The organism is Methylobacterium sp. ME121 (assembly GCF_000974725.1).
GTDB lineage: Bacteria > Pseudomonadota > Alphaproteobacteria > Rhizobiales > Beijerinckiaceae > Methylobacterium > Methylobacterium radiotolerans.
In genome coordinates this window covers 1-19,529 of sequence record NZ_BBUX01000027.1, presented here as the reverse complement: position 1 = coordinate 19,529, position 19,529 = coordinate 1, and the positions used below count along the sequence as shown (strand labels likewise).

Annotated in this window: 23 protein-coding genes; 12 read left to right on the top strand and 11 right to left on the bottom strand. The window is 73.7% G+C overall.

Annotated features, from left to right (window positions below):
- Positions 1 to 36 precede the first annotated feature (36 nt).
- The 3 genes from plsX to ME121_RS17505 all read right to left on the bottom strand — a co-directional run bounded on the left by plsX (position 37) and on the right by ME121_RS17505 (position 2,313).
- Positions 37 to 1,071, bottom strand: a complete 1,035-nt coding sequence (plsX, locus tag ME121_RS17515; protein ID WP_012320900.1) for a phosphate acyltransferase PlsX — start codon at positions 1,069 to 1,071, stop codon at positions 37 to 39.
- Between the two features lie 145 nt (positions 1,072 to 1,216).
- Entirely contained in the window at positions 1,217 to 1,747 is a 531-nt protein-coding gene (locus tag ME121_RS17510) for a YceD family protein (RefSeq protein WP_029359110.1), read from the bottom strand.
- Entirely contained in the window at positions 1,744 to 2,313 is a 570-nt protein-coding gene (locus tag ME121_RS17505; protein WP_029359111.1) for a ubiquinol-cytochrome C chaperone family protein, read from the bottom strand. The genes ME121_RS17510 and ME121_RS17505 overlap by 4 nt, the downstream gene beginning before the upstream one ends.
- Positions 2,314 to 2,468: 155 nt before the next feature.
- Here ME121_RS17505 and ME121_RS17500 point away from each other — a divergent pair, with 155 nt between their 5' ends.
- Positions 2,469 to 2,966, top strand: a complete 498-nt coding sequence (locus ME121_RS17500; protein WP_012320903.1) for an outer membrane protein assembly factor BamE — start codon at positions 2,469 to 2,471, stop codon at positions 2,964 to 2,966.
- Here the strand turns inward: ME121_RS17500 and ME121_RS17495 are convergent.
- From ME121_RS17495 to ME121_RS17480, 4 genes are all read right to left on the bottom strand, one after another.
- Positions 2,903 to 3,634, bottom strand: a complete 732-nt coding sequence (locus ME121_RS17495) for an HAD hydrolase-like protein (RefSeq protein ID WP_059409293.1) — start codon at positions 3,632 to 3,634, stop codon at positions 2,903 to 2,905. The genes ME121_RS17500 and ME121_RS17495 overlap by 64 nt on opposite strands.
- A gap of 1 nt (position 3,635) precedes the next feature.
- Entirely contained in the window at positions 3,636 to 5,549 is a 1,914-nt protein-coding gene (locus ME121_RS17490) for a PAS domain S-box protein (RefSeq protein ID WP_059409291.1), read from the bottom strand.
- 136 nt (positions 5,550 to 5,685) lie between these two features.
- On the bottom strand, positions 5,686 to 6,777 hold the full coding sequence (locus tag ME121_RS17485; protein ID WP_012320906.1) for an alkene reductase: 1,092 nt from the start codon (positions 6,775 to 6,777) through the stop codon (positions 5,686 to 5,688).
- 194 nt (positions 6,778 to 6,971) lie between these two features.
- On the bottom strand, positions 6,972 to 9,116 hold the full coding sequence (locus ME121_RS17480) for a sodium-translocating pyrophosphatase (protein ID WP_012320907.1): 2,145 nt from the start codon (positions 9,114 to 9,116) through the stop codon (positions 6,972 to 6,974).
- Between the two features lie 485 nt (positions 9,117 to 9,601).
- On the opposite strand from ME121_RS17480, the gene ME121_RS17475 reads away from it, so the two are divergent.
- On the top strand, positions 9,602 to 9,973 hold the full coding sequence (locus tag ME121_RS17475) for a hypothetical protein (protein ID WP_012320908.1): 372 nt from the start codon (positions 9,602 to 9,604) through the stop codon (positions 9,971 to 9,973).
- Here ME121_RS17475 and thiL read toward each other — a convergent pair.
- From thiL to ME121_RS17455, 4 genes are all read right to left on the bottom strand, one after another.
- On the bottom strand, positions 9,893 to 10,888 hold the full coding sequence (gene thiL, locus ME121_RS17470; protein WP_024829034.1) for a thiamine-phosphate kinase: 996 nt from the start codon (positions 10,886 to 10,888) through the stop codon (positions 9,893 to 9,895). The genes ME121_RS17475 and thiL overlap by 81 nt on opposite strands.
- A 3-nt stretch (positions 10,889 to 10,891) precedes the next feature.
- Positions 10,892 to 11,485 carry a transcription antitermination factor NusB gene (gene nusB / locus ME121_RS17465; RefSeq protein WP_024829033.1) on the bottom strand — a complete coding sequence of 198 codons (594 nt, stop codon included), beginning with the start codon at positions 11,483 to 11,485 and terminating at the stop codon, positions 10,892 to 10,894.
- A gap of 11 nt (positions 11,486 to 11,496) precedes the next feature.
- Positions 11,497 to 11,991, bottom strand: coding sequence for a 6,7-dimethyl-8-ribityllumazine synthase (ribH, locus tag ME121_RS17460; protein ID WP_012320911.1), 495 nt, complete (start codon positions 11,989 to 11,991; stop codon positions 11,497 to 11,499).
- Between the two features lie 143 nt (positions 11,992 to 12,134).
- A complete protein-coding gene (locus tag ME121_RS17455; protein ID WP_012320912.1) occupies positions 12,135 to 12,722 on the bottom strand; it encodes a carboxymuconolactone decarboxylase family protein in 588 nt (195 codons plus the stop codon).
- A gap of 174 nt (positions 12,723 to 12,896) precedes the next feature.
- Here ME121_RS17455 and ME121_RS17450 point away from each other — a divergent pair, with 174 nt between their 5' ends.
- The 10 genes from ME121_RS17450 to ME121_RS17405 all read left to right on the top strand — a co-directional run bounded on the left by ME121_RS17450 (position 12,897) and on the right by ME121_RS17405 (position 19,453).
- The gene (locus tag ME121_RS17450) at positions 12,897 to 13,619 is read left to right on the top strand and encodes an SDR family NAD(P)-dependent oxidoreductase (RefSeq protein WP_041372745.1); all 723 of its coding nucleotides are present in this window, start codon (positions 12,897 to 12,899) and stop codon (positions 13,617 to 13,619) included.
- A complete protein-coding gene (locus ME121_RS17445; protein WP_059409289.1) occupies positions 13,616 to 14,803 on the top strand; it encodes a hypothetical protein in 1,188 nt (395 codons plus the stop codon). Before ME121_RS17450 ends, ME121_RS17445 begins: the two co-directional genes overlap by 4 nt.
- On the top strand, positions 14,800 to 15,303 hold the full coding sequence (locus ME121_RS17440) for an NUDIX hydrolase (protein ID WP_012320915.1): 504 nt from the start codon (positions 14,800 to 14,802) through the stop codon (positions 15,301 to 15,303). Before ME121_RS17445 ends, ME121_RS17440 begins: the two co-directional genes overlap by 4 nt.
- Positions 15,300 to 15,788: a TIGR02301 family protein gene (locus tag ME121_RS17435; RefSeq protein WP_012320916.1), complete on the top strand. Its 489-nt coding sequence runs from the start codon at positions 15,300 to 15,302 to the stop codon at positions 15,786 to 15,788. Before ME121_RS17440 ends, ME121_RS17435 begins: the two co-directional genes overlap by 4 nt.
- A 159-nt stretch (positions 15,789 to 15,947) precedes the next feature.
- Positions 15,948 to 16,202 (top strand): hypothetical protein, encoded by a 255-nt coding sequence (locus tag ME121_RS17430; protein WP_012320917.1) that lies wholly within the window; start codon positions 15,948 to 15,950, stop codon positions 16,200 to 16,202.
- 111 nt (positions 16,203 to 16,313) lie between these two features.
- The gene (gene ygfZ / locus ME121_RS17425; RefSeq protein ID WP_059409287.1) at positions 16,314 to 17,165 is read left to right on the top strand and encodes a CAF17-like 4Fe-4S cluster assembly/insertion protein YgfZ; all 852 of its coding nucleotides are present in this window, start codon (positions 16,314 to 16,316) and stop codon (positions 17,163 to 17,165) included.
- A gap of 126 nt (positions 17,166 to 17,291) precedes the next feature.
- The gene (locus ME121_RS17420) at positions 17,292 to 17,906 is read left to right on the top strand and encodes a DNA-3-methyladenine glycosylase I (protein WP_059409285.1); all 615 of its coding nucleotides are present in this window, start codon (positions 17,292 to 17,294) and stop codon (positions 17,904 to 17,906) included.
- A gap of 26 nt (positions 17,907 to 17,932) precedes the next feature.
- Positions 17,933 to 18,493, top strand: coding sequence for an HD domain-containing protein (locus ME121_RS17415; RefSeq protein ID WP_012320920.1), 561 nt, complete (start codon positions 17,933 to 17,935; stop codon positions 18,491 to 18,493).
- Between the two features lie 50 nt (positions 18,494 to 18,543).
- On the top strand, positions 18,544 to 19,056 hold the full coding sequence (locus ME121_RS17410) for a tyrosine phosphatase family protein (protein ID WP_043074346.1): 513 nt from the start codon (positions 18,544 to 18,546) through the stop codon (positions 19,054 to 19,056).
- A gap of 136 nt (positions 19,057 to 19,192) precedes the next feature.
- A complete protein-coding gene (locus ME121_RS17405; RefSeq protein WP_012320922.1) occupies positions 19,193 to 19,453 on the top strand; it encodes an exodeoxyribonuclease VII small subunit in 261 nt (86 codons plus the stop codon).
- Positions 19,454 to 19,529 lie beyond the last annotated feature (76 nt).

Genomic DNA, 19,529 nt, shown 5'->3' with positions numbered 1-19,529 from the left:
TTCCATCCCGTCCGTCGACGGAGGCCCGGGCCGGCGTCAGGCCGGCGCCAGCGCCGCCGTCTGGTCGAGCATCTCGCGGATCGTGCGGATCATGTCGTGCCGCGCCATGTCGTGCGCCAGATCGATCGCCGCGGCGAAGCCCTGAGCGTTCTCCGAGCCGTGGCTCTTGATCACGATGCCCTCGAGGCCGAGGAACACCCCGCCATTGGCCCGGCTCGGGTTCATCTTGTCCTTGAGGGCCTTGAAGGCCTGCCGGGCGAACAGCGCGCCGATCTTGGCCGACAGCGTCCGGGTCATGGCGGCGCGGAGATACGTGCCGATCTGCTTGGCGGTGCCCTCGGCGGTCTTGAGGGCGATGTTGCCGGTGAATCCCTCGGTCACCACCACGTCGACCGTGCCGCGGCCGAGGTCGGTGCCCTCGACGAAGCCGTGATAGGTGAGGCCGGGGCTCTCCATCTCGCGCAGGATCCGGGCGGCCTCCTTGACCGCCTCGTTGCCCTTCATCTCCTCGGTGCCGACGTTGAGCAGGCCGACGGTGGGGCGGTCGAGGTCGAACACGATGCGCGCCATGGCCGAGCCCATCACGGCCATCTCGACGAGGTGCTCGGCATCCGTGCCGATGGTGGCGCCCACGTCGAGCACGACGCTCTCGCCGCGCACGGTCGGCCACAGGCAGGCGATGGCGGGCCGCTCGATGCCCGACATGGTCTTCAGGCAGATCTTCGACATCGCCATCAGCGCGCCGGTGTTGCCGGCCGACACGCAGGCGTCGGCCTGCCCGTCGCGGACCGCCTGGATCGCCTGCCACATGGACGACTTGCCCCGGCCCTGGCGCACCGCCTGGCTCGGCTTGTCGTCCATGGCCACGGCCACGCTGGTGTGGCGGATCTCGACGCAGTCCTTGAGCCGGGGCTCCTTGGCGACCAGGGGCGCGATCACCGCCTCGTCGCCGAACATCAGGAAGGTGGTGCCGGGATGGCGCTCCCGGGCCAGCGCCGCGCCGGGCACGACCGTGGTGGGCCCGTGGTCGCCACCCATGGCGTCGAGCGAGATGCACACGCGTTGGGACATGTCGGTAGCGGGTCGCGGGTCTCGGCGGGAAAGGGGTTCGGACGGCGGCGGGACGGGGCCCGCCGGGCGCGGCGGACCATAGCGATACCGGCCCGGCGGGCAAATGAAATCGGCCGGCGGGCGGTTCCGGCCGGACGCGACGGCCTCAGCCGTCGCGGTCGCGGAGCTTGCGCAGGCCGTCCAGGGGCCCCGCCTCGTCGCCCGCCACGACCGGCTCGAAGGCGATGCCGGGCTTGCGCGGGTACGGGTCGAGGCCCAGCGCCAGGAACTCGGCGGTGAGCGCGCCGAAATCGATGCGGCCGCCCACCAGGGGGTCGGGGATGTCGGCGTCCTCGGCGTCGGTGCCGGCGAGCCGGTCCGTGTCGGTGAACACCACCTCGACGGGTTCCCGGACCGGCGCCTCGAAGGGTTCGAGGCTGACGGTGCAGACCTGGGTCACCAGGGCCTCCACGGCTCCGGTCACGGTGAGGCGGCTGGTCGCCCCCTCGATGGCGAAGCGCCCGACGAGGTCGCGGATCCCGGGGATCCCGAAATCGGCGGCGAGCGCCGCGCACTCGGCCGGGGTCGCCTCCACGGTGACGGCGCCGCGTCCCTGGGGCAGGCGCTCGACATTGACCCAGCGCGCGAGCGGGAAAGCGTCCTGTCTGGCATCGCGGCTGCTGGCATCGCGGCTCATGCGCGTCCTCCGTGATCAGGGCCGGCCGGTGCCGGCGCGAAGCCCGCGGGCTCCGGGAAGGGCGGCCCGGCCCCGAGGAGGCCGTCGAGATCGGCCCCGGCCAGCGCCGCGTCGGCCGCCCGCACGTAGGCGGTGAGGCTGCGCCCGTCACCCTCGCCGCCGAGCACGTTGCGGACGAGGGCCGCCTCCAGGGCCGCGGCGTCGCCGGCCTCCAGGGCGGCGTCGTAGCCCTCGGCCCGGCCGTAGAAGGCGGCGCCGAGCTTCTTCATCCGCTTGGACACGCCCATGTCGCCGACGCCCAGCTCGCGCAGCGACGCGTCGAGCTGGGTGAAGACGGAGTTCACCAGATCCTGCGCCACCTCGGCGGCCGGGGGCGGCAGCCGGTTCAGCCGGCGCAGGACCAGGATGGCGTGCAGGCACAGGGACTCGAACCGGCCCTCCACGGTGTCGGGCACCCCGAGATCCGTGTAGAGGCCCGGCCGGCGCGCGGCCTGGCTCAGGGCGACGTGCAGCCCCTCGACGGCGCGGCGGCGCGCGCCCGCGCGGCGGAACAACCCGGCGATCATCGGTGCGGAACCCCGGCCCTCTGTGGCCAAGCTTGCCTTGTCAAAGCCATAACCCCGCGGTACGGCAACCCACGCCCAGGGCGCAAGCGCCGTCGGAGCCCCGTGCCGGCGGCGACGGTCGCGCCCCGTCCGTCAACACGCTCTCTGGGGGCCCGATGCGGCGCCGTTTCGTCCAGTCCTTCGCGCGCCTCGCCCTGCTCGGCCTCGCGGCAGGCGGCCTGTCCGGCTGCATCGGCGAGGAGCTGCGCCACGGCTACCAAGTCGATCAGGCGGCGCTCGCCACGATCAAGCCCGGCATGGGCCCGGAGCAGGTGCTGCAGATCCTCGGCACGCCCTCGACCGTGTCGACGGTCGGCAACAAGTCCTGGTACTACATCTCGCAGAACACCCGCCGGACGATCATGTTCCTGGGCGAGCAGGTCGAGGACCAGAAGGTCACGGCCGTGTACTTCACCCCCGCCTTCAAGGTCGAGCGCGTGGCGCTCTACGGCCTGCAGGACGGCCGGATCTTCGACTTCATCGAGCGCACGACGCCGACGAGCGGCGCCGACCGCGCCTTCCTCAGCCAGCTGTTCCGCGGCCTGACCCGCTACGAGCCGTTCGGCAGCGGCAGCGGCACCAGCATCGTGCCGGGCGCCAATCGCGGCATGTGACCGGCCCCGCCCGCCGCGAGGCGGGCGATCTCTCCGGGCTCCGAGAACAGGTGCTCGGGGCCGAGGGACGCGAGGGTCCGCGGGTCGGTGTAGCCCCAGGCCACGGCCCCGAACGGGCAGCCGAGGGCGCGCGCCGCCTCGAGGTCGCGGATCTCGTCGCCGATGCAGAGGGCCCGGTGCGGCGCCACGCCGGTCCGCGCGAGCAGCGCCCTCAGCCGGCGCGCCTTCCCGAAGATCGACGCCCCGCAGGCGTAGGTGCCGATGCGGGCGGCACTGTCCGGCCCGAGCACCCGCCGCACCGTGTCGGCGCGATTCGACGACAGGATCGCCAGCGGCACGCCCGCCTCCGCGACCGCGTCCAGCATCGCCGGGACGCCGGGAAACAGGGCGATCTGCGCGGCGTCGCGCGCGGCCAGCGCGTGCATGTGGCGGGCGATGAGCGGCAGCTTCCAGCGCGGGATGCCGAGATGGGCGACGATCGCCCGGGCGCCCTGGAGTCGGAGCTCCTCCACCTCGTGGGCCTCGACCCGCCGGAACCGGTAGCGGTCGGCGACGCCGTTCAGCACCGAGCAGAACCACGCGAAGCTGTCGGCCAGCGTGCCGTCGAAGTCGAGGACGACGAGACCCGGCCCGGGCGCGGCCGGCATCCGGGCCGGCATCCGGGTCATGTCAGGTCCGCAGGTTCTCGAGCGGGACGCTGAGCCGCATCAGGAGACCGCCCGGCGCCCAGTCGTGCTCCAGCACCCCGTCGAGCTGGCCGGCGACGCTGCGCTCCGCCAGCACCGTGCCGAACCCCTTCCGGGACGGCGCGCCGACGACCTGCGGGCCGCCCTCCTCGCGCCAGGTCAGCGTGTAGCGGCCCGCCTCGCGGATCCCGCTGAGCGAGACGGCGCCCTCCCGGGTCGAGAGACCGCCGTACTTGACCGCGTTGGTGGCCTGCTCGTGCATGATCAGCGCGAGGGCCGTGGCGGTGCGCTCGCCGATCTCGGCATCGTCCCCGGAGATCACCACGCGCGCCCGCCCGCTCTCCTCGTAGGCGGCCATGATCAGGCGCATCAGCCCGAGCACCGTCTGGCCGGCGACCGGCGGGGCGCTGTCGGGGGAATGCGGGCGCACGTACTCGTGGGCCCGGGCCAGGGCGCCGAGCCGCTCGCGGAACGCGGCCACGAACGGCTTGGCCGCGGGGTCGGTCCGGGCGGTCAGGGCGGCGAGGCCGCCGACCACCGCGAAGATATTCTTGATCCGGTGCGACAGCTCGCGGATCAGCAGGTCGCGGGCCTCCTCGGCGCGCTTGGCCTCGCGCAGGTCGCGGGTGACGGTGGCGTAGCCGATCTCCGCCCCGGTCGGGTCGCGCACCGGGAAGATGTTGTAGAGCACCGCCAGCGGCTCGCCGGTGACGAAGTGCCGGAAGGCGAGCTCGCCCTCCCAGAACCCGTCCCGGCGCACCGCCGGCATGACGGTCTCGGCCAGGATCCGGCGGCTGTCGTCGGTGAAGAAGTCGGGCACCGTCTTGGCGCGGGCGGCCGCGAGGTCGGGCAGACCGACCAGGGCCAGGGCCGCCTCGTTGAGGTGGGTGATCGCGCCCTCGAGGGTGCAGAGCCCGATGAAGTCCTTGGAGGTCTCGACGATCGCCGCGAGCTTGCGGGCCTCGGCCTCGGCGCGCTTCAGGTCGTCGATGTCGGTGCAGGTCCCGAACCAGCGCTCGATCCGCCCCTCGGCGTCCCGGATCGGCATGGCGCGCCCCAGGGTCCAGCGGTAGTCGCCGCTGTTGTGGCGCAGGCGGTACTCGATCTCGTAGGGCTCGCCAGTGGCCAGCGAGTGGCGCCAGCGCGCCCAGGCCCGGTCCTGGTCCTCGGGATGGAACATCCCGCTCCAGGCCTCGCCGTCGGTGGAGCCGTGGGGGACGCCGGTGAACTCGTACCAGCGGTCGTTGTAGTAGTCGTGGAACCCGTCCGGCCGCGTGGTCCAGACCATCTGGGGCATCGCCGAGGTCATCACGCGGAAGCGGCGCTCGCTGGCGGCGATCTCCGCCTCGCGGGCGGCGACCTGCGCCAGCGTCCGGCGGTGCTCCAGCAGGCTGGAGATCTGGCGCGCCAGTGCCAGCAGGGTCGCGGTCTGCTCCGAATCGAGGCCGCCCGGCCGCGGGGCCCGGTCCAGCACGCACAGCGCGCCGAGGGGGATGCCGTGGCCGCCGCGGATCACCGCGCCCGCGTAGAAGCGGTAGGCCGGCGCCCCGGTGACGAGGGGGTTCTCGGTGGTCCGCGGGTCGGCGGTCAGGTCCGGGATGATGAGAAGGTCACCGGCCTCGATCGTGTGGGCGCAGACCGAGCAGTTGATCGGCAGCTCGCGCTTGCCGAGGCCCAACTCCGACTTGAACCATTGGCGCTCGGCGTCGACGAGGCTGACGAGCGCGACCGGGGCCCGGCAGACATAGGCGGCGACCCGCACGAGATCGTCGTAGAGCGGCTCCGGCTCGGAATCGAGGATCGCGAGGTCGCGCAACTCCGCGATCCGGGCCGCGGCGCTCCAGCGCCCGTCGGTCGGTCCGGCTTCCGCGAGCGCGTGAGGTGCAGGCACATCCATGGTCCTGCCATCACATAGGTGCGCGACGGCCCGCTGCCAAGGAACCGCCGCGCTTTCCTGCCGCACCCCTGCCGCACCCCTGCCGCACCCGCGCGGATGCGGCAGGGGTCCCGAAGACGGCGCGTCAGGCGGCGCGTCAGGCGGCGCGGGACTCGGCCAGCGTCGGATAGTCGACGTAGCCCTCGGGCCCCTGGCTGTACCACGTCGCGGCGTCGTCCTTGTTGAGCGGCGCGCCCTCGGCGATGCGCTCGACGAGGTCCGGATTGGCGATGAAGGTCCGGCCGAACGCGATGGCGTCGGCCTCGCCGGCATCCAGGGCCTTCTGGCCGCTGATCCCGTCATAGTCGGCGTTCAGGATCATCGGGTTGCGGAACACGCGCCGCATCGCCGGGGCGATCGGCGGGTGGTCGGCCTTGCCGAAGGTGCCGTTCGGTCCCGGCTCGCGCATCTCCAGGAAGGCGATCCCGGCATCGGCGAGCGCCTGGGCGGCGGCGACGAACAGCGGCTCCGGGTTCGAGTCGTTGCAGCCCTGGATCGCGCCGTTCGGCGAGAGGCGCACGCCCGTGCGCTCCGGCCCGGCGACCTTCGCCACCGCCTCGGTGACCTCGCGCAGGAGCCGCACGCGGTTCTCGATGGAACCGCCGTACTGGTCGGTGCGGTGGTTGGTGCCGTCGCGGAGGAACTCGTCGATCAGGTAGCCGTTCGCGGCGTGGATCTGCACCCCATCGAACCCGGCCGCCAGGGCGTTGGCGGTGGCCCGCTCGTAATCGGCGAGCAGGCGCGGGATCTCGGACACCTCCAGGGCGCGGGCCTCGCTGTAGGGCTTCTTGCCGGAATAGGTGTGGGCCTGGTCGGGGGCCGTCGTGGGCGAGGACGAGACCGGCTTGGCGCCGCCGAGGAAGTCCGAATGGACCATCCGCCCCATGTGCCAGATCTGGCAGACGATCTTGCCGCCCCGGTCGTGAACGGCCTTCACGATCGGCCGCCACGCGTCGACCTGGGCGTCGGACCAGATGCCCGGCGCGTAGGGCCAGCCGAGGCCCTCCTGGCTGATGCCGGTGGCCTCGGTGAGGATCAGGCCGGCACCGGCGCGCTGCGCGTAGTACTCGGCCATGATCGGGGTCGGAACGTGCTCGCGGGTGCCGCGGCCGCGGGTCAGCGGAGCCATGAAGATCCGGTTCTTCGCCTCGATGGCGCCGATGCGGATCGGGTCGAGCAGGGACGGCATGGGTTACCTCGTGCTGGCGCGGCGGGGGCCGCGTCCGGGTTTAATCCGGCGCCGAGGTGGCGCTGCGGCGCCGCGATGCCAAGGTGTTGCGCCGCAGGACTGACCGTCGCGTGCGGGTACGCACACGGCGAGACGGGAAGGGCCGGGCTCTGCGAAGAGCCCGGCCCCGTCGACGCGCCTCAGCCCCGCGGAACTCAGCTATGCGCCAGCACGGCGAGCAGCAGGAGGGCGATGATGTTGGTGATCTTGATCGCCGGGTTCACCGCCGGACCGGCGGTGTCCTTGTAGGGGTCGCCGACCGTGTCGCCGGTCACCGCCGCCTTGTGGGCCTCGGACCCCTTGCCGCCGTGGTGGCCGTCCTCGATGTACTTCTTGGCGTTGTCCCAGGCGCCGCCGCCCGAGGTCATCGAGATCGCCACGTAGAGCCCGGTGAGGATCACGCCGAGCAGGCTCGCGCCCACGGTGGCGAAGGCCTGGCTCTTCCCGGCGATGAACTGGATCACGAAGAACAGCACCACCGGCGACAGGACCGGCAGCAGCGAGGGGACGATCATCTCCTTGATCGCCGCGCGGGTCAGCATGTCCACTGCCCGCCCGTAATCCGGCCGGTCGGTCCCCTGCATGATCCCGGGCTTGGCCCGGAACTGGCGCCGGACCTCCTCGACCACCGCGCCCGCCGCGCGCCCGACCGCCGTCATGGCGATGCCGGCGAACAGGAACGGGATCAGGCCGCCGAGCAGCAGCCCGACCACCACGTACGGGTTGGAGAGCGAGAAATCGACGCTGACCCCCTGGAAGAAGCGGTACTGCGTCGGGCTCGCATGGGCGATGAAGTAGTTCAGGTCCGACGTGTAGGCGGCGAACAGCACCAGCGCGCCAAGGCCCGCCGAGCCGATCGCGTAGCCCTTGGTCACCGCCTTGGTGGTGTTGCCGACCGCGTCGAGGGCGTCAGTCGACTTGCGCACCTCGGCGGGCAGGCCCGCCATCTCGGCGATGCCGCCGGCATTGTCGGTGACGGGTCCGAACGCGTCGAGGGCGACGATGAAGCCGGCCAGCGCCAGCATGGCGGTGACCGCGATGGCGATGCCGAACAGGCCGGCGAGCGCGTAGGTGCTGATGATGCCGGCCACGATCACGATGGCCGGGAGCGCGGTCGATTCGAGCGAGATCGCCAGCCCCTGGATCACGTTGGTGCCGTGCCCGGTCACCGACGCGTCGGCGATCGACTTCACCGGGCGGAAGTTGGTGCCCGTGTAGTACTCGGTGATCACCACGATCAGCGCCGTGATGGCGAGCCCGATCACCGCGCAGCCGAACAGGGCGCCCGACGTGAAGGTCAGGCCGGTGGAGGTGGTGAAGCTCGTCGAGAAGCCGCCGAACAGGGTCATGTTGACCGCCGCGATCGCCGCGATGGAGAGCACGCCGGCGGCGATCAGCCCCTTGTAGAGGGCGCCCATGATCGACTGGTTGGCGCCGAGCCGCACCGCGTAGGTGCCGGCGATGGAGGTGAGGATGCAGGCCGAGCCGATGGCGAGCGGGTACAGCATCATCGGCTCGAGGACGTTTCGGTCACTGCCGCCCGCGCCCGAGAAGAAGATCGCGGCCAGCACCATCGTGGCGACGACCGTCACCGCGTAGGTCTCGAACAGGTCGGCCGCCATGCCGGCGCAGTCGCCGACATTGTCACCGACGTTGTCGGCGATGGTGGCGGGGTTGCGCGGATCGTCCTCCGGGATGCCGGCCTCGACCTTGCCGACGAGGTCGCCGCCGACATCGGCCCCCTTGGTGAAGATGCCGCCGCCGAGGCGGGCGAAGATCGAGATCAGCGAGGCGCCGAAGCCCAGCGCCACGAGGGCGTCGATCACCTCGCGGCTCGACGGCTCGAGATGGGCCGCGCGGGTGAGGAACAGGTAGTAGAGGGCGACGCCGAGGAGCGCGAGGCCCGCGACCAGCATGCCGGTCACCGCCCCCGACTTGAAGGCGACGTCGAGGCCGCCGCCCAGCGAGGTCGAGGCGGCCTGGGCGGTGCGGACATTGGCCCGCACCGAGACGTTCATGCCGATGAAGCCGGCCGCGCCCGACAGCACGGCGCCGATCAGGAAGCCGACCGCGACCTTGATCCCGAGGAAGACGGCGAGGAGGACGAACAGGACGACGCCGACGAGGCCGATCGTCGTGTACTGCCGGCGGAGATAGGCCTGCGCGCCCTCGGCGATGGCGGCGGCGATCTCCTGCATGCGCTGCGTGCCGGCGTCGCGCCGCATCACGTCGAGGATCGTGACGATGCCGTAGGCGACGGCGCAGAGCCCGCCCGCGATGATCAGGACCAAGGGAATCATTCGACCGTCCTTGTTATTATCGTGCCTGGCGTGGGCTTGTGATTGTCGAGCTTGGCCGCCGGACGACGGCCATGGGACGCGGTGCTCGGATCCGGGGCTTTCCTTCCCAGAACAATGCCTTGATTGCCAAACTTCGCCGGTGAGCGCAAACGCCGCGCGGGCGGACGGCGCCGGGATCGAGTCCCGTGGCGCGGCGCGCCGACGCGTCCCGGACTCGAAAAACTGCATTATGATGCAAATGCCGTTCCCGGCCGGCCGCCGCCGGCCCGCTCTCGCGGGCACCGCGCGGCGGGTCAGAGCCGTTCCCGATCGATCCGGGACGGCGGCGATGCCCGGGCCCGTGCCGAACGAGGCGCGGGTGCCGGGACCGGGTTCGCTGTCCTTTCCGGCCGTTGCAGCAGGATCGGGAACGGTCCCCGCGGCCGTTAACCCTGCCTTAACCAACCGATATTCTATTTTTGGTTGTATTCTGACGGGGGTTCGCCATGAGCAGCGACCAGGCCGCCAAGCTGGCGGCGACGATCGAGGTGTTGAGCGGCGCGGTCGGGTTCCTGATCGCCGAACGGGTCGCGGCGCAGCCGCTCGCGATCCAAGACGACCTGCTGTCCGTGCTGCAGCGCGCCCTGTCCCGGGCGCCCGGCGCGGGCGGGGACCCGGTCGGCCGCTGGATCCCGGTGGTCGCCGCCGAGATGATCGGGGAGGTCCGGGGCCAGATCGGCCACCCGGCCGGGGCCGCCGCCGGCCCGATGGCCGCCCGGCCGGACGCGATCCGGGCGTCAGAAGTGGCTGAAGGCCCCGGCCGCGAACACGCGCTCGGCGCCATCGCGCATTTCGAAGCGCGGCGGGCCGTCGCCTGAGGTGACGGTGCCGATGGCGGCGACGGCGATCCCGGCGGCCGCGGCCTCGGCCCGGAGATCCTCCAGGCGCTCCGGCGCGACGGTGCAGAGGATCTCGTAATCGTCGCCGCCGGTCAGGACCGCCTCGATCAGGGCGGGCTCCGCTGCGCAGGCGCTCCGGGCGGCCCCCGAGAGCGGCACGTCGGCCACCGCCACCCGGGCGGTGCGGCCCGCCCCCAGCATCTTGGCGAGATCCCCCGCGAGGCCGTCGGAGACGTCCATGGCGGCGGTGGCGTGGCGGCGGACCGCCGGCGCGGCGGCGAGCCGCGGGCGCGGGTGCAGGTAGCGGTCGGCGAGTTCGGACCGCTGCGCCGGGTCGAGGCCTGACGCCCAGGGGGCGTCGGGCTCCAGGCGCATCCGCAGGCCGAGGGCGGCGTCGCCGATCGTGCCGGTGACGCAGATCCGGTCGCCCGCCCGCGCGGTGGTGCGCCGCACGATGGTGCCGGTCGGCACCTCGCCGAACGCGCTCACCGAGATCAGCGCCGGCCCACCGGAGCGCACCGTGTCGCCGCCCAGCAGCGGGCAGCCGGCCGCCGCGGCCGCCGCGCCGAGCCCCTGCGCGAAGCCGTCGAGCCAGGCCTCCGTCCAGTCGTCGGGGAGCGCCAGGGTCAGCAGGAAGCCGCGCGGGACCGCGCCCTTGGCGGCGATGTCGGAGAGGTTCACGCCGAGGGCCTTGCGGGCGATCGAGGCCGGCGGATCCTCCGCGAAGTAGTGGATCCCCGCCACCACGGCGTCGACGGTGAGGACGAGGTCGTGGCCCGGCGCGGGCGTCAGCGCGGCGGCGTCGTCCCGGAGCCCGTCGGCGCCCGGCCCGGCGAGCGGGGCGAAGTAGCGGGCGATCAGCCCCTCCTCGGAGGCGCGGGCCGGCCCGGCCAAGGCTCAGGCCTTCCCGGCCGACGGTTTCCCAGCCGCAGCTTTGCCGGGGAGCGGCTTGGACGAGCCCGGCTTGCCGGAAGCCTTCGGGGCCCCGACCTCGCCCGGCCGGACCTCGCGGGCGACCCGGTCGAGGACGGCGTTGACGAGGCCCGGCTCGTCGGCCGTGTAGAAGCTGTGGGCCACGTCGACGTATTCCGAGATCGCCGCGGCCGCCGGCACGTCGCGGCGGAACATCAGCTCGTAGGCGCCCGCCCGCAGGATCGCCCGGAGCACGATCTCGATGCGCCGCAGCGGCCAGCCCTGGGCGAGCGCCTGGTCGAGCTTCGGGTCGATGGCGCGCTGCTCCTCGACCGTGCCGCGCAGCAGGTCGCGGAAGAAGGCGGTCTCGGCCGGGGGATGGGCGATCCCGTCGACCTCCTGGCCGATCCAGAAGGCCTCGAACTCGGCGAGGGCGTCGAGCACGCCCTTGCCGGAGATGTCCATCTCGTAGAGCGCCTGCACGACGGCGAGGCGCGCGCCGCTGCGCGGGCTGATCTTGGCGGGAGCGCCGGCGGTGTCGGTGCCGGTCTCCGGATGGGTGTCGGGGGTCCCGGTCATGGGTGTATCCGTCATCGCGGGCGCGCGCCGTCGGCCATACGCTTCAGGGCGAGCACGCCGAGCGCCGCCTCGGCGGCACCGCCGCCCTTGTTCATCTCGGCGACCCGGGCGCGGGCGAGGGCCTGCGCCTCGGTCTCGACCGTGAGGATGCCGTTGCCCAGGGGCACCCGGCGCTGCACCGACAGGTCCATGAGCGCCCGGGCGCTCTCGCCGGCGACGATGTCGTAGTGGCCGGTCTCGCCGCGGATGACGCAGCCCAGCGCCACCACGGCGTCGTAGGCCCCCGTGTCGAGCAGGATCGCCGCGGCGGCGGGGATCTCCAGGGCTCCCGGCACGGTCACCACGGTGGCCCGGGCGTCGGCGGCCTCGATCGCCGCCAGGGCGCCGGCGAGGAGTTCGTCGGCGATCGCGTCGTAGTAGCGCGCCTCGACCACGAGGATCCGGGCGCCGGCGAGCGCCGGGTCGGTGGGCTTGGGCGCCGAATCGGCGCGGGTATGGGCGACCATGGCTCTCGTCCGGCCGGGTTTTCGGGAATGGGCGGGCGGCACGTCGGGCACCCGCACGGGGGAGGACGGTTAGACCGAAGCGGCCGGCGCCACAAGCGGCGCGGGACCAGGCCCCGGCCCCCGCACCACGGCCGCGGCGCGCCCTACCCCACCAGTGGCGGCAGCGGCGGGGCCGCGGGGCCGCCCTCCGGCGGGGCCGTGCGGGCGACGTTCATCGTCATGGCGAGCAGCGCGTAGTAGCCGTTGATGCCGGTCAGATCGATCGCCCCCTGCTCGCCGAAGCGCGCGACCAGGGCCGCGTAGGTCGCGTCGCTCACCGCGCGGTTGCGCGTCAGCTCGGTCGAGAACGCGTAGGCGAGGGCCTCGTCGGCGCTCATCGTGTCGGGGCGGCGCCCCTCGGCCAGCGCCTGCGCGGTCTCGGGGGCGACCCCGGCCTTCAGGGCGATCGGGTGGTGGATCGCCCACTCGACCGGCTGGCTCCACTCCCGCGCGACCACCAGGATCGCGAACTCGCTGATGCGCAGCGGCAGGACGCTGCCGTAGCGCAGGTACTGGCCCATCCGGCTCGCGCAGAGCATCAGCTCGGGGCTGCGCAGGAGCGGCACGAACGGTCCGAAGACCGGGACGCCGCGCTCGGCCCGGAACGCGGCCGCCGCTTCGGCCTGCGCCGGGGACAGGCTGCCGTCCGGGATCTCCGGCATGCGCTCCGCGCTGGTCTGACCGGTGGTCATGCGTTTCCCCTCCGTGCTCCGGCACCGACGCGCGGCCCGCTCTGGATTTCCGGTCCCCGTGCGCCTAGACCATTAGGGCTCACCGGCACGCACCGCGCCCGACCGGGCCGCGATCCCTGAACGCCAGCGAGGCTTACGGCTTTGGCCCTCCCCGTCAACGAACGCCGGCGCATCATGCTGCTCACGGGCGCGAGCCGGGGCATCGGCCACGCCACCGTCAAGCGCTTCTCGGCCGCGGGCTGGCGGGTGATCACCTGCTCGCGCCACGCCTTCCCGGAGAACTGCCCCTGGGAGATGGGGCCCGAGGACCATCTGCAGGTCGACCTCGCCGACGCGCAGGACACGGTCCGCGCCGTCGAGGAGGTGCGGGGCCGGCTCGCCGCCGAGGGCGGGGTGCTGCACGCGCTGGTCAACAATGCCGGCATCTCGCCGAAGGGGCCGGAGGGCGAGCGCCTCGGCGCGCTGGCCACCGAGTTCGACACGTGGCAGCGGGTGTTCCAGGTCAACCTCTTCGCCACGATCCTGCTGGCCCGGGGCCTGCGCGAGGAACTGGCCCGGGCGAAGGGCTCGGTCGTCAACGTGACGTCGATCGCCGGCTCGCGCGTCCACCCCTTCGCGGGGGCTGCCTACGGCACCTCCAAGGCGGCTTTGGCGGGCCTGACCCGCGAGATGGCCGCCGATTTCGGGCCGCTCGGCGTGCGGGTGAACGCGATCTCGCCGGGCGAGATCGACACGTCGATCCTGTCGCCCGGCACCGAGAAGCTCGTCGAGCAGATCCCGCAGCGCCGGCTCGGCACGCCGGACGAGGTCGCCAAGGCGATCTACTTCCTGTGCACCGAGGCCTCGTCCTACGTGAACGGGGCCGAACTCCACATCAACGGCGGCCAGCACGTTTGACCAGATCGGACGCTTCCTCGGGCGCGGCGTCCGCGCGCCGGAACCCGGCGGCGCGCCGCGAGCGGGGCGCGCTCGCCCTAAGCCTGCTCGCGTGCGTCGCGCCGGTCGCGGTCGCCCGGGCCGAGCCCGGGATCCGGATCCTCGACCTGCCCTTCAAGGTGCGGGCGCTGCGCGGCTCGCGCAGCGAGGCCGCGGTCTCGGTCGCGACGTCCGGGCTGCTGCCGATCACCGGCGGCAAGGCCGGCGCGCAGACCGGCGCGCAGACCGGCGCCCAGCAGGCCGGCGACGAGGAGAGCGCGCCGATCGCCGTGGTCTGGGGCGACGACGGCGGCGCCGTGCTCGCCCTGGCGGAGGGCACCGTCACCGTGCGGCCGATCGGCAGGGATGCGGTCGAGGGATTGACCGCCGCCGAGACGCCGCGCGGGGCCCTGCCGGGCTCGCGCCGCGCCCTCTCGGGCCCCCTGAGCGCCTACCTCACCGGGCGCACCCGCGCCCCCGACGGCGGCGCGGCCGCCGCGGTCCTGACGATCCGCGAGCGCCAGCCGATGGCGGTGAGCACCGATCCGAAGCCCGTTCCCGTGGCGACCGCGACGGTGCCGGCGGGGGGCGAGGCCGTGTTCGCGCCCCTGCGGCCGCGCCTGCTGCGCCTCGGAGGCCGCCCGGCGCTGCTGGCGGCGACGCTGTCCGGCGCGGATTCCGGCGGCCTCGCGCTGATCGACCGGCCCGCTGGCGATCCGGGCGCGGCCTGGGCCGTCGCTGCCCGCACGCCCGCCCAGCCGGGACCGCCGCTGAAGATCGCCGGCATCGCGGACTTCTCCGGGTCCGGCGCCCCCCAGGCCGCGACGGTCAGCGCCAGGGGCAGGCTCCAGCTCTGGACGCTGCGCCCCGACGCGATCGAGCCCGCCGGCGAGGCCGCGGGCTACGCGGCCGGCGACGGCGATTCGGATCTCGCCGTGACCGATCCGGCCGGCGGCAGCCCCGAGCTCGTCCTGCCGGTGGCGGGCCGGCCGGAGATCGCCTTCGTGGCGGCCAGGGGCGGCCTGCACGAGCGGGCGCGCGTGCCCCTGCCCGCCCCCGCCGAGACCGGCATCGTCGTCCTCGGCGCGGGCGCGACGGCGCGGCTGCTCGTCGGCCTCGCCGACGGCCGGGTGGCCGTCGTGGCAACCGACGGGGGCAAGCCGTGACCGCGGGCGCACCGGATCCCGACAGCCGCCTGTTCCCGGCCCGGCCCTTCGTGGGCGCGTCGATCGCGGTGATCCGCGGCGACCGGGTCCTGCTGGCGGCGCGGGCCAACGAGCCGATGCGCGGCGTCTGGACCCTGCCGGGCGGCCTCGTGGAGGCGGGCGAATCCCTGGCCGAGGCGGCCCTGCGGGAGCTGTCCGAGGAGGTCGGCCTGCCGGCGGAGGTGGTCGGCGTGCTCTCGCCCACCGAGATCATCGTCCGGGACGAGGCCGGCCGGGCCCGGCATCACTACGTCGTCCACCCGCACGCCGCCCTGTGGCGCGGCGGCGAGCCCGTGGCCGGGCCCGAGGCCCTGGGCACCCGGTGGGCGACGCTCGCGGAGGTGGCGACCCTCCCGACCACGCCCGGCCTGGCCGACACCCTGCGCGAGGCCTTCGCGCGGGTGGCGGCCCGGGGCGAAGACGGGAGCGCGGGGATGCGGGGCGGGGAGGCGACGGCGTGAGGCGCCCCGCGACCCTCCTGTGCCTGCTGGCGCTCCCGTACTTGCTGGCGCTCCTGGCCGGTCCGGTCGCCGCGCCGGCCCAGGCGCAGCAGCGCTCCGGCCGGAGCGGCGCGCCCGCCAGGGAGGCCGCGAAGGAGGCGCCCAAGGACGCGTCCAAGGACGCGACCGCCCCCGCGGACGTGCCGGCGCCCTACGACCGCGACCTGCTGCGCATGTCCGAGATCATCGGTGCCCTGGCGTTCCTGCGGAACCTCTGCGCGGCCCCGGACGCGGCCGACTGGCCGGCCCGCATGAAGGCGCTGATCGACTCCGAGGGCGTGACCCCGGCCCGCCGCGACCGGCTGGCCGGTGCCTACAACCGGGGCTACCGCGGCTACGCGCTGACCTACCGGGTTTGCACGCCCGCGGCCCACGAGGCGGCCGCCCGGTACGTCGCCGAGGGCGACCGGCTGTCGCACGCCCTGGCCGGGCGTTTCGGGGGGTGATGCAGGCGCAACACACGGGGCGCCGATGCCGGCGAAACACCGGATTTGAGCGTCCGTGTTAACCGATCCGAAATTCTCGGCTGGCCGAGCCGCCGGGACCTGCTTATCATCCATTGTGTCCGCCGGGCCCCGTGTCCGGCGCAATGGAAGTATCGGGCCATGCAGCACAGCTCTCACACCGCCCCCATCGAGGTCGATGTCGAGGAGAAACGCGTCGCGCTGAGTTACGTCTCGGAAGCGTTCGCGGAAGGCTGCCTCGATGGACTCGACGGTGACTGCATGGCTCAAGCCGCCCTGTTCGCGGCCTTTCAGGAACTGGTGACGACGTACGGCGAGGAGGCCACGGCCCGCTACGCGGAGGGCTTCCCCGAGCGCATCCGCGGGGGGGCCTTCACCACGACGCTCCAGCATTGAGCCGCATCGCGCGCGTGAGCGCGGACGGTTGAGGCGCGGGCGGTCAGCGACTACGTCCCGGATCCGCGGTCCGGCCTGCCGGACCGCCCGCTCCCCGAGGAATCGCCGCCCATGCCCGTCGCCCTGCTGCCGGATCGCGCCCTGGTCACCGTCACCGGGCCGGACGCCACGACGCTGCTCCAGGGCGTCCTGACCTGCAACGTCGAGACGCTCCGGCCCGGTGAGGCGCGCCTCGGCGCCCTGCTGACGCCGCAGGGCAAGATCCTGTTCGATTTCCTGATCTCGCTGATTCCGGACGGCTTCCGGTTCGACGTGCTGGCCGACAGGGCCGCGGACCTCGCCAAGCGCCTGACGCTCTACCGCCTGCGCGCGCAGGCGACCATCGCGGCCGACCCGACCGTCGCGGTCGCGGCGGCCTGGGCCGGCGCCACCCCGCCCGCCGCGGAGGCCGTGGCCGATACCCGCGCCGTCGATCTCGGCGCCCGCCTCTACGCCGCCGCGGGCGCCTTCTCGGCGGACGCCGCCGAGGCCGACTACCACGCGCACCGGATCGCCCTCGGCGTGCCCGAGGGCGGGCGCGACTTCGCCTTCGGCGACGCCTTCCCGCACGAGGCGCTGATGGATCAGCTCGGCGGCGTCGACTTCCGCAAGGGCTGCTATGTCGGCCAGGAGGTGGTCTCGCGGATGCAGCACCGGGGCACGGCCCGGACCCGCATCCTGGCCGCAGCCTACCCGGACGCGGCGCCCGCGCCCGGCACCGAGATCACGGCGGGCGGCAAGGTGCTCGGCACCGCGGGCAGCGCGGCCGGGAACCGCGGCCTCGCTACGATCCGCCTCGACCGCCTGGGCGACGCGCTGGCCGCCGGCGAGACCCCGCGCGCGGGCGACCGCCCCGTGACGCTGGAGCGCCCGGCCTGCGCGACCTTCGCCATGCCGGACGCGGCGACGAGCGCGGCCGAGTAGGACCGCGAGGCGGCGCACGGGCTCGGAGCGGGGGCAGCGGCTCGTCCCGGCGCGCCGAAGCGGCCGCGGAAGCCGGTGCCCGCCCCGGCGGTGGCGTTCCGCTCCTGTTCTCGTTACCATCGCCGCATGTCCGAGACCGGCCTCATCGATCATCCCGACGGCTGCCCGCGCTGCTGGTGGGCCGGCCTCGACCCGCTCTACGTCGCCTATCACGACACCGAGTGGGGCGTGCCCGAGCATGACGGCCGCGCCCTCTACGAGAAGCTGATCCTCGACGGCTTCCAGGCCGGCCTGTCGTGGATCACCATCCTGCGCCGCCGGGACGGGTTCCGCGACGCCTTCGCCGGGTTCGATCCGGAGCGGATCGCCCGCTTCACCGAGGCGGACGTCGCGCGGCTGATGGCCGACACCCGCATCATCCGCAACCGCGCCAAGATCCAGGGCACCGTCGCGGGCGCCCGGGCCTGGCTGCGGATCGAGGAGCGCGGCCCCGGCTTCGCGCGCTTCCTGTGGGACTTCGTCGACGGCCGGCCGGTCCAGGGCACCGCCCGGACCCGCGCGGCGATCGCCACCGAGACGCCGGTCTCCCGGGCGATCGGGAAGGCCCTGAAGGCGGAGGGCTTCTCCTTCTGCGGGCCGACGATCGTGCACGCCTTCATGCAGGCGGTGGGCATGGTCAACGACCACCTCGTCGGCTGCCACCGGCACGGGCCCTGCGCCGAACTGGGCCGGATCCGGTGAGCGCGCCGCCGCGCGCGTGGCAGCGCATGCTCTCCGGCCGGCGCCTCGACCTCCTCGACCCGGCGCCCGGGGACATCGAGATCGCCGACATCGCCCACGGCCTCGCCCGGGTCGCGCGCTGGAACGGCCAGACCCGCGGGCCGCACGTCTTCTCGGTGGCCCAGCACAGCCTGCTGGTCGAGGCCGTGGGCCGCCACCTCGATCCCGGCTGCACCGACCGGGACGGGCTCGAGCTGCTCCTGCACGACGCGCCGGAATACGTGGTCGGCGACATCATCTCGCCGCTCAAGGCCGCCATCGGCGACGCCTATCGCGGCGTCGAGCTGCGCCTGCTCGACGCGGTGCGCCGCCGCTTCGGCCTCGCCGCCCCGTCGGCCGCGCTCGCCGGCCTCGTGAAGCGGGCCGACCGGATCGCCGCCCACGTCGAGGCGGTGCGCCTCGCGGGCTTCGCCCGCGAGGAGGCCGAGCGCTATTTCGGCCCCTCGGTCGCCCTGCCTGCCCCGGTGCCGGCCCTGGCCGAGCCGTGGCCGACCGCCGAGGCCGAGGCGCGATTCCTCGCGCGCTTCACCGCCCTGTCTCCGCCCTGACGGATCTCCGCCCTCGATCCGTCACGATCGCAGGTCACTGGCGCCCCACCATGCCGACCCTCCACGTCTGTCCGCTCTCGCGCCTGCCCGAGACCGTCGCCGCCACCGGCGCGAGCCACGTGCTCACGCTGATCAATGTCGGCACGCCGCTGGAGCGGCCGGCCGTGATCGACGCCGAGAACCACGCCGTCATCGGGGTCAGCGACATCGCGGCGGCGCGCGACGGACACGTTTTGCCGGCCGAAGAACACGTGGCCCGGGTCCTCGACTTCGTCCGGACCTGGCCGCGGGAGAAGCCGCTGGTGATCCACTGCTACGCCGGGATCAGCCGCTCGACGGCGGCGGCCTACATCGCGGCCTGCGCGCTGGCGCCGGAGCGCGACGAGGCGGCGATCGCCGACGCCCTGCGGGCCGCCTCGCCCTCGGCCACGCCCAACCCCCTGTTCGTGGCGATCGCCGACCGGATGCTCGACCGCGACGGCCGCATGGTCGCGGCGATCGCGCGCATCGGTCGCGGCGCCGACGCCTTCGAGGGCACGCCGTTCACCCTCGCGCTGGCGTGAACCGTCGGACGCCAAGTGTGGCGCAAACGCCGCCGCCCGCGTCCAAAACGGTCACGACCCGGCCGGCGGACGGTCCCCCTGGGTTGTGGGCATTGGGGATCGCGCCGTACAACCACCCCCAAAGGAAGTATCTGGGATGAGTGCGAGCAGACCCGAGGTGGCCCCCGCCGCCGGCGACCTGCCCTTCGAGAAGGCGCTGGAACAGCTCGAGGAAATCGTGCGCCGGCTCGAGCGCGGCGACGTGCCGCTCGACGAATCGGTCGCGATCTACGAGCGCGGCGAGGTGCTGAAGAAGCATTGCGAGGCGCTGCTGAAGCGGGCCGAGGCGCGGATCCAGCGGATCACGCTGGGCTCCGACGGGCGGCCCGAGGGCGTCGCCCCACTCGACATGTCCTGAGGCTCGGCGGTCGAACCGATCCCATCCGTTAGAGGTTGATGCCGTGGCGATTACCCCCGAGCAGAGTGCACTTCTC

Excerpts from the sequence above, each read along its gene's own strand:
- ME121_RS17500 (WP_012320903.1), top strand. The coding sequence starts at position 2,469 with ATGCGGCGCCGTTTCGTCCAGTCCTTCGCGCGCCTCGCCCTGCTCGGC.
- ribH (WP_012320911.1), bottom strand. The coding sequence starts at position 11,991 with ATGGTCGCCCATACCCGCGCCGATTCGGCGCCCAAGCCCACCGACCCG.
- nusB (WP_024829033.1), bottom strand. The coding sequence starts at position 11,485 with ATGACCGGGACCCCCGACACCCATCCGGAGACCGGCACCGACACCGCC.
- ME121_RS17410 (WP_043074346.1), top strand. The coding sequence starts at position 18,544 with ATGCCGACCCTCCACGTCTGTCCGCTCTCGCGCCTGCCCGAGACCGTC.
- ME121_RS17415 (WP_012320920.1), top strand. The coding sequence starts at position 17,933 with ATGCTCTCCGGCCGGCGCCTCGACCTCCTCGACCCGGCGCCCGGGGAC.
- ME121_RS17455 (WP_012320912.1), bottom strand. The coding sequence starts at position 12,722 with ATGACCACCGGTCAGACCAGCGCGGAGCGCATGCCGGAGATCCCGGAC.
- ygfZ (WP_059409287.1), top strand. The coding sequence starts at position 16,314 with ATGCCCGTCGCCCTGCTGCCGGATCGCGCCCTGGTCACCGTCACCGGG.
- plsX (WP_012320900.1), bottom strand. The coding sequence starts at position 1,071 with ATGTCCCAACGCGTGTGCATCTCGCTCGACGCCATGGGTGGCGACCAC.
- ME121_RS17505 (WP_029359111.1), bottom strand. The coding sequence starts at position 2,313 with ATGATCGCCGGGTTGTTCCGCCGCGCGGGCGCGCGCCGCCGCGCCGTC.
- ME121_RS17480 (WP_012320907.1), bottom strand. The coding sequence starts at position 9,116 with ATGATTCCCTTGGTCCTGATCATCGCGGGCGGGCTCTGCGCCGTCGCC.
- ME121_RS17405 (WP_012320922.1), top strand. The coding sequence starts at position 19,193 with ATGAGTGCGAGCAGACCCGAGGTGGCCCCCGCCGCCGGCGACCTGCCC.
- ME121_RS17485 (WP_012320906.1), bottom strand. The coding sequence starts at position 6,777 with ATGCCGTCCCTGCTCGACCCGATCCGCATCGGCGCCATCGAGGCGAAG.
- ME121_RS17475 (WP_012320908.1), top strand. The coding sequence starts at position 9,602 with ATGAGCAGCGACCAGGCCGCCAAGCTGGCGGCGACGATCGAGGTGTTG.
- ME121_RS17490 (WP_059409291.1), bottom strand. The coding sequence starts at position 5,549 with ATGGATGTGCCTGCACCTCACGCGCTCGCGGAAGCCGGACCGACCGAC.
- ME121_RS17495 (WP_059409293.1), bottom strand. The coding sequence starts at position 3,634 with ATGACCCGGATGCCGGCCCGGATGCCGGCCGCGCCCGGGCCGGGTCTC.
- ME121_RS17430 (WP_012320917.1), top strand. The coding sequence starts at position 15,948 with ATGCAGCACAGCTCTCACACCGCCCCCATCGAGGTCGATGTCGAGGAG.
- ME121_RS17450 (WP_041372745.1), top strand. The coding sequence starts at position 12,897 with ATGCTGCTCACGGGCGCGAGCCGGGGCATCGGCCACGCCACCGTCAAG.
- ME121_RS17420 (WP_059409285.1), top strand. The coding sequence starts at position 17,292 with ATGTCCGAGACCGGCCTCATCGATCATCCCGACGGCTGCCCGCGCTGC.
- ME121_RS17510 (WP_029359110.1), bottom strand. The coding sequence starts at position 1,747 with ATGAGCCGCGATGCCAGCAGCCGCGATGCCAGACAGGACGCTTTCCCG.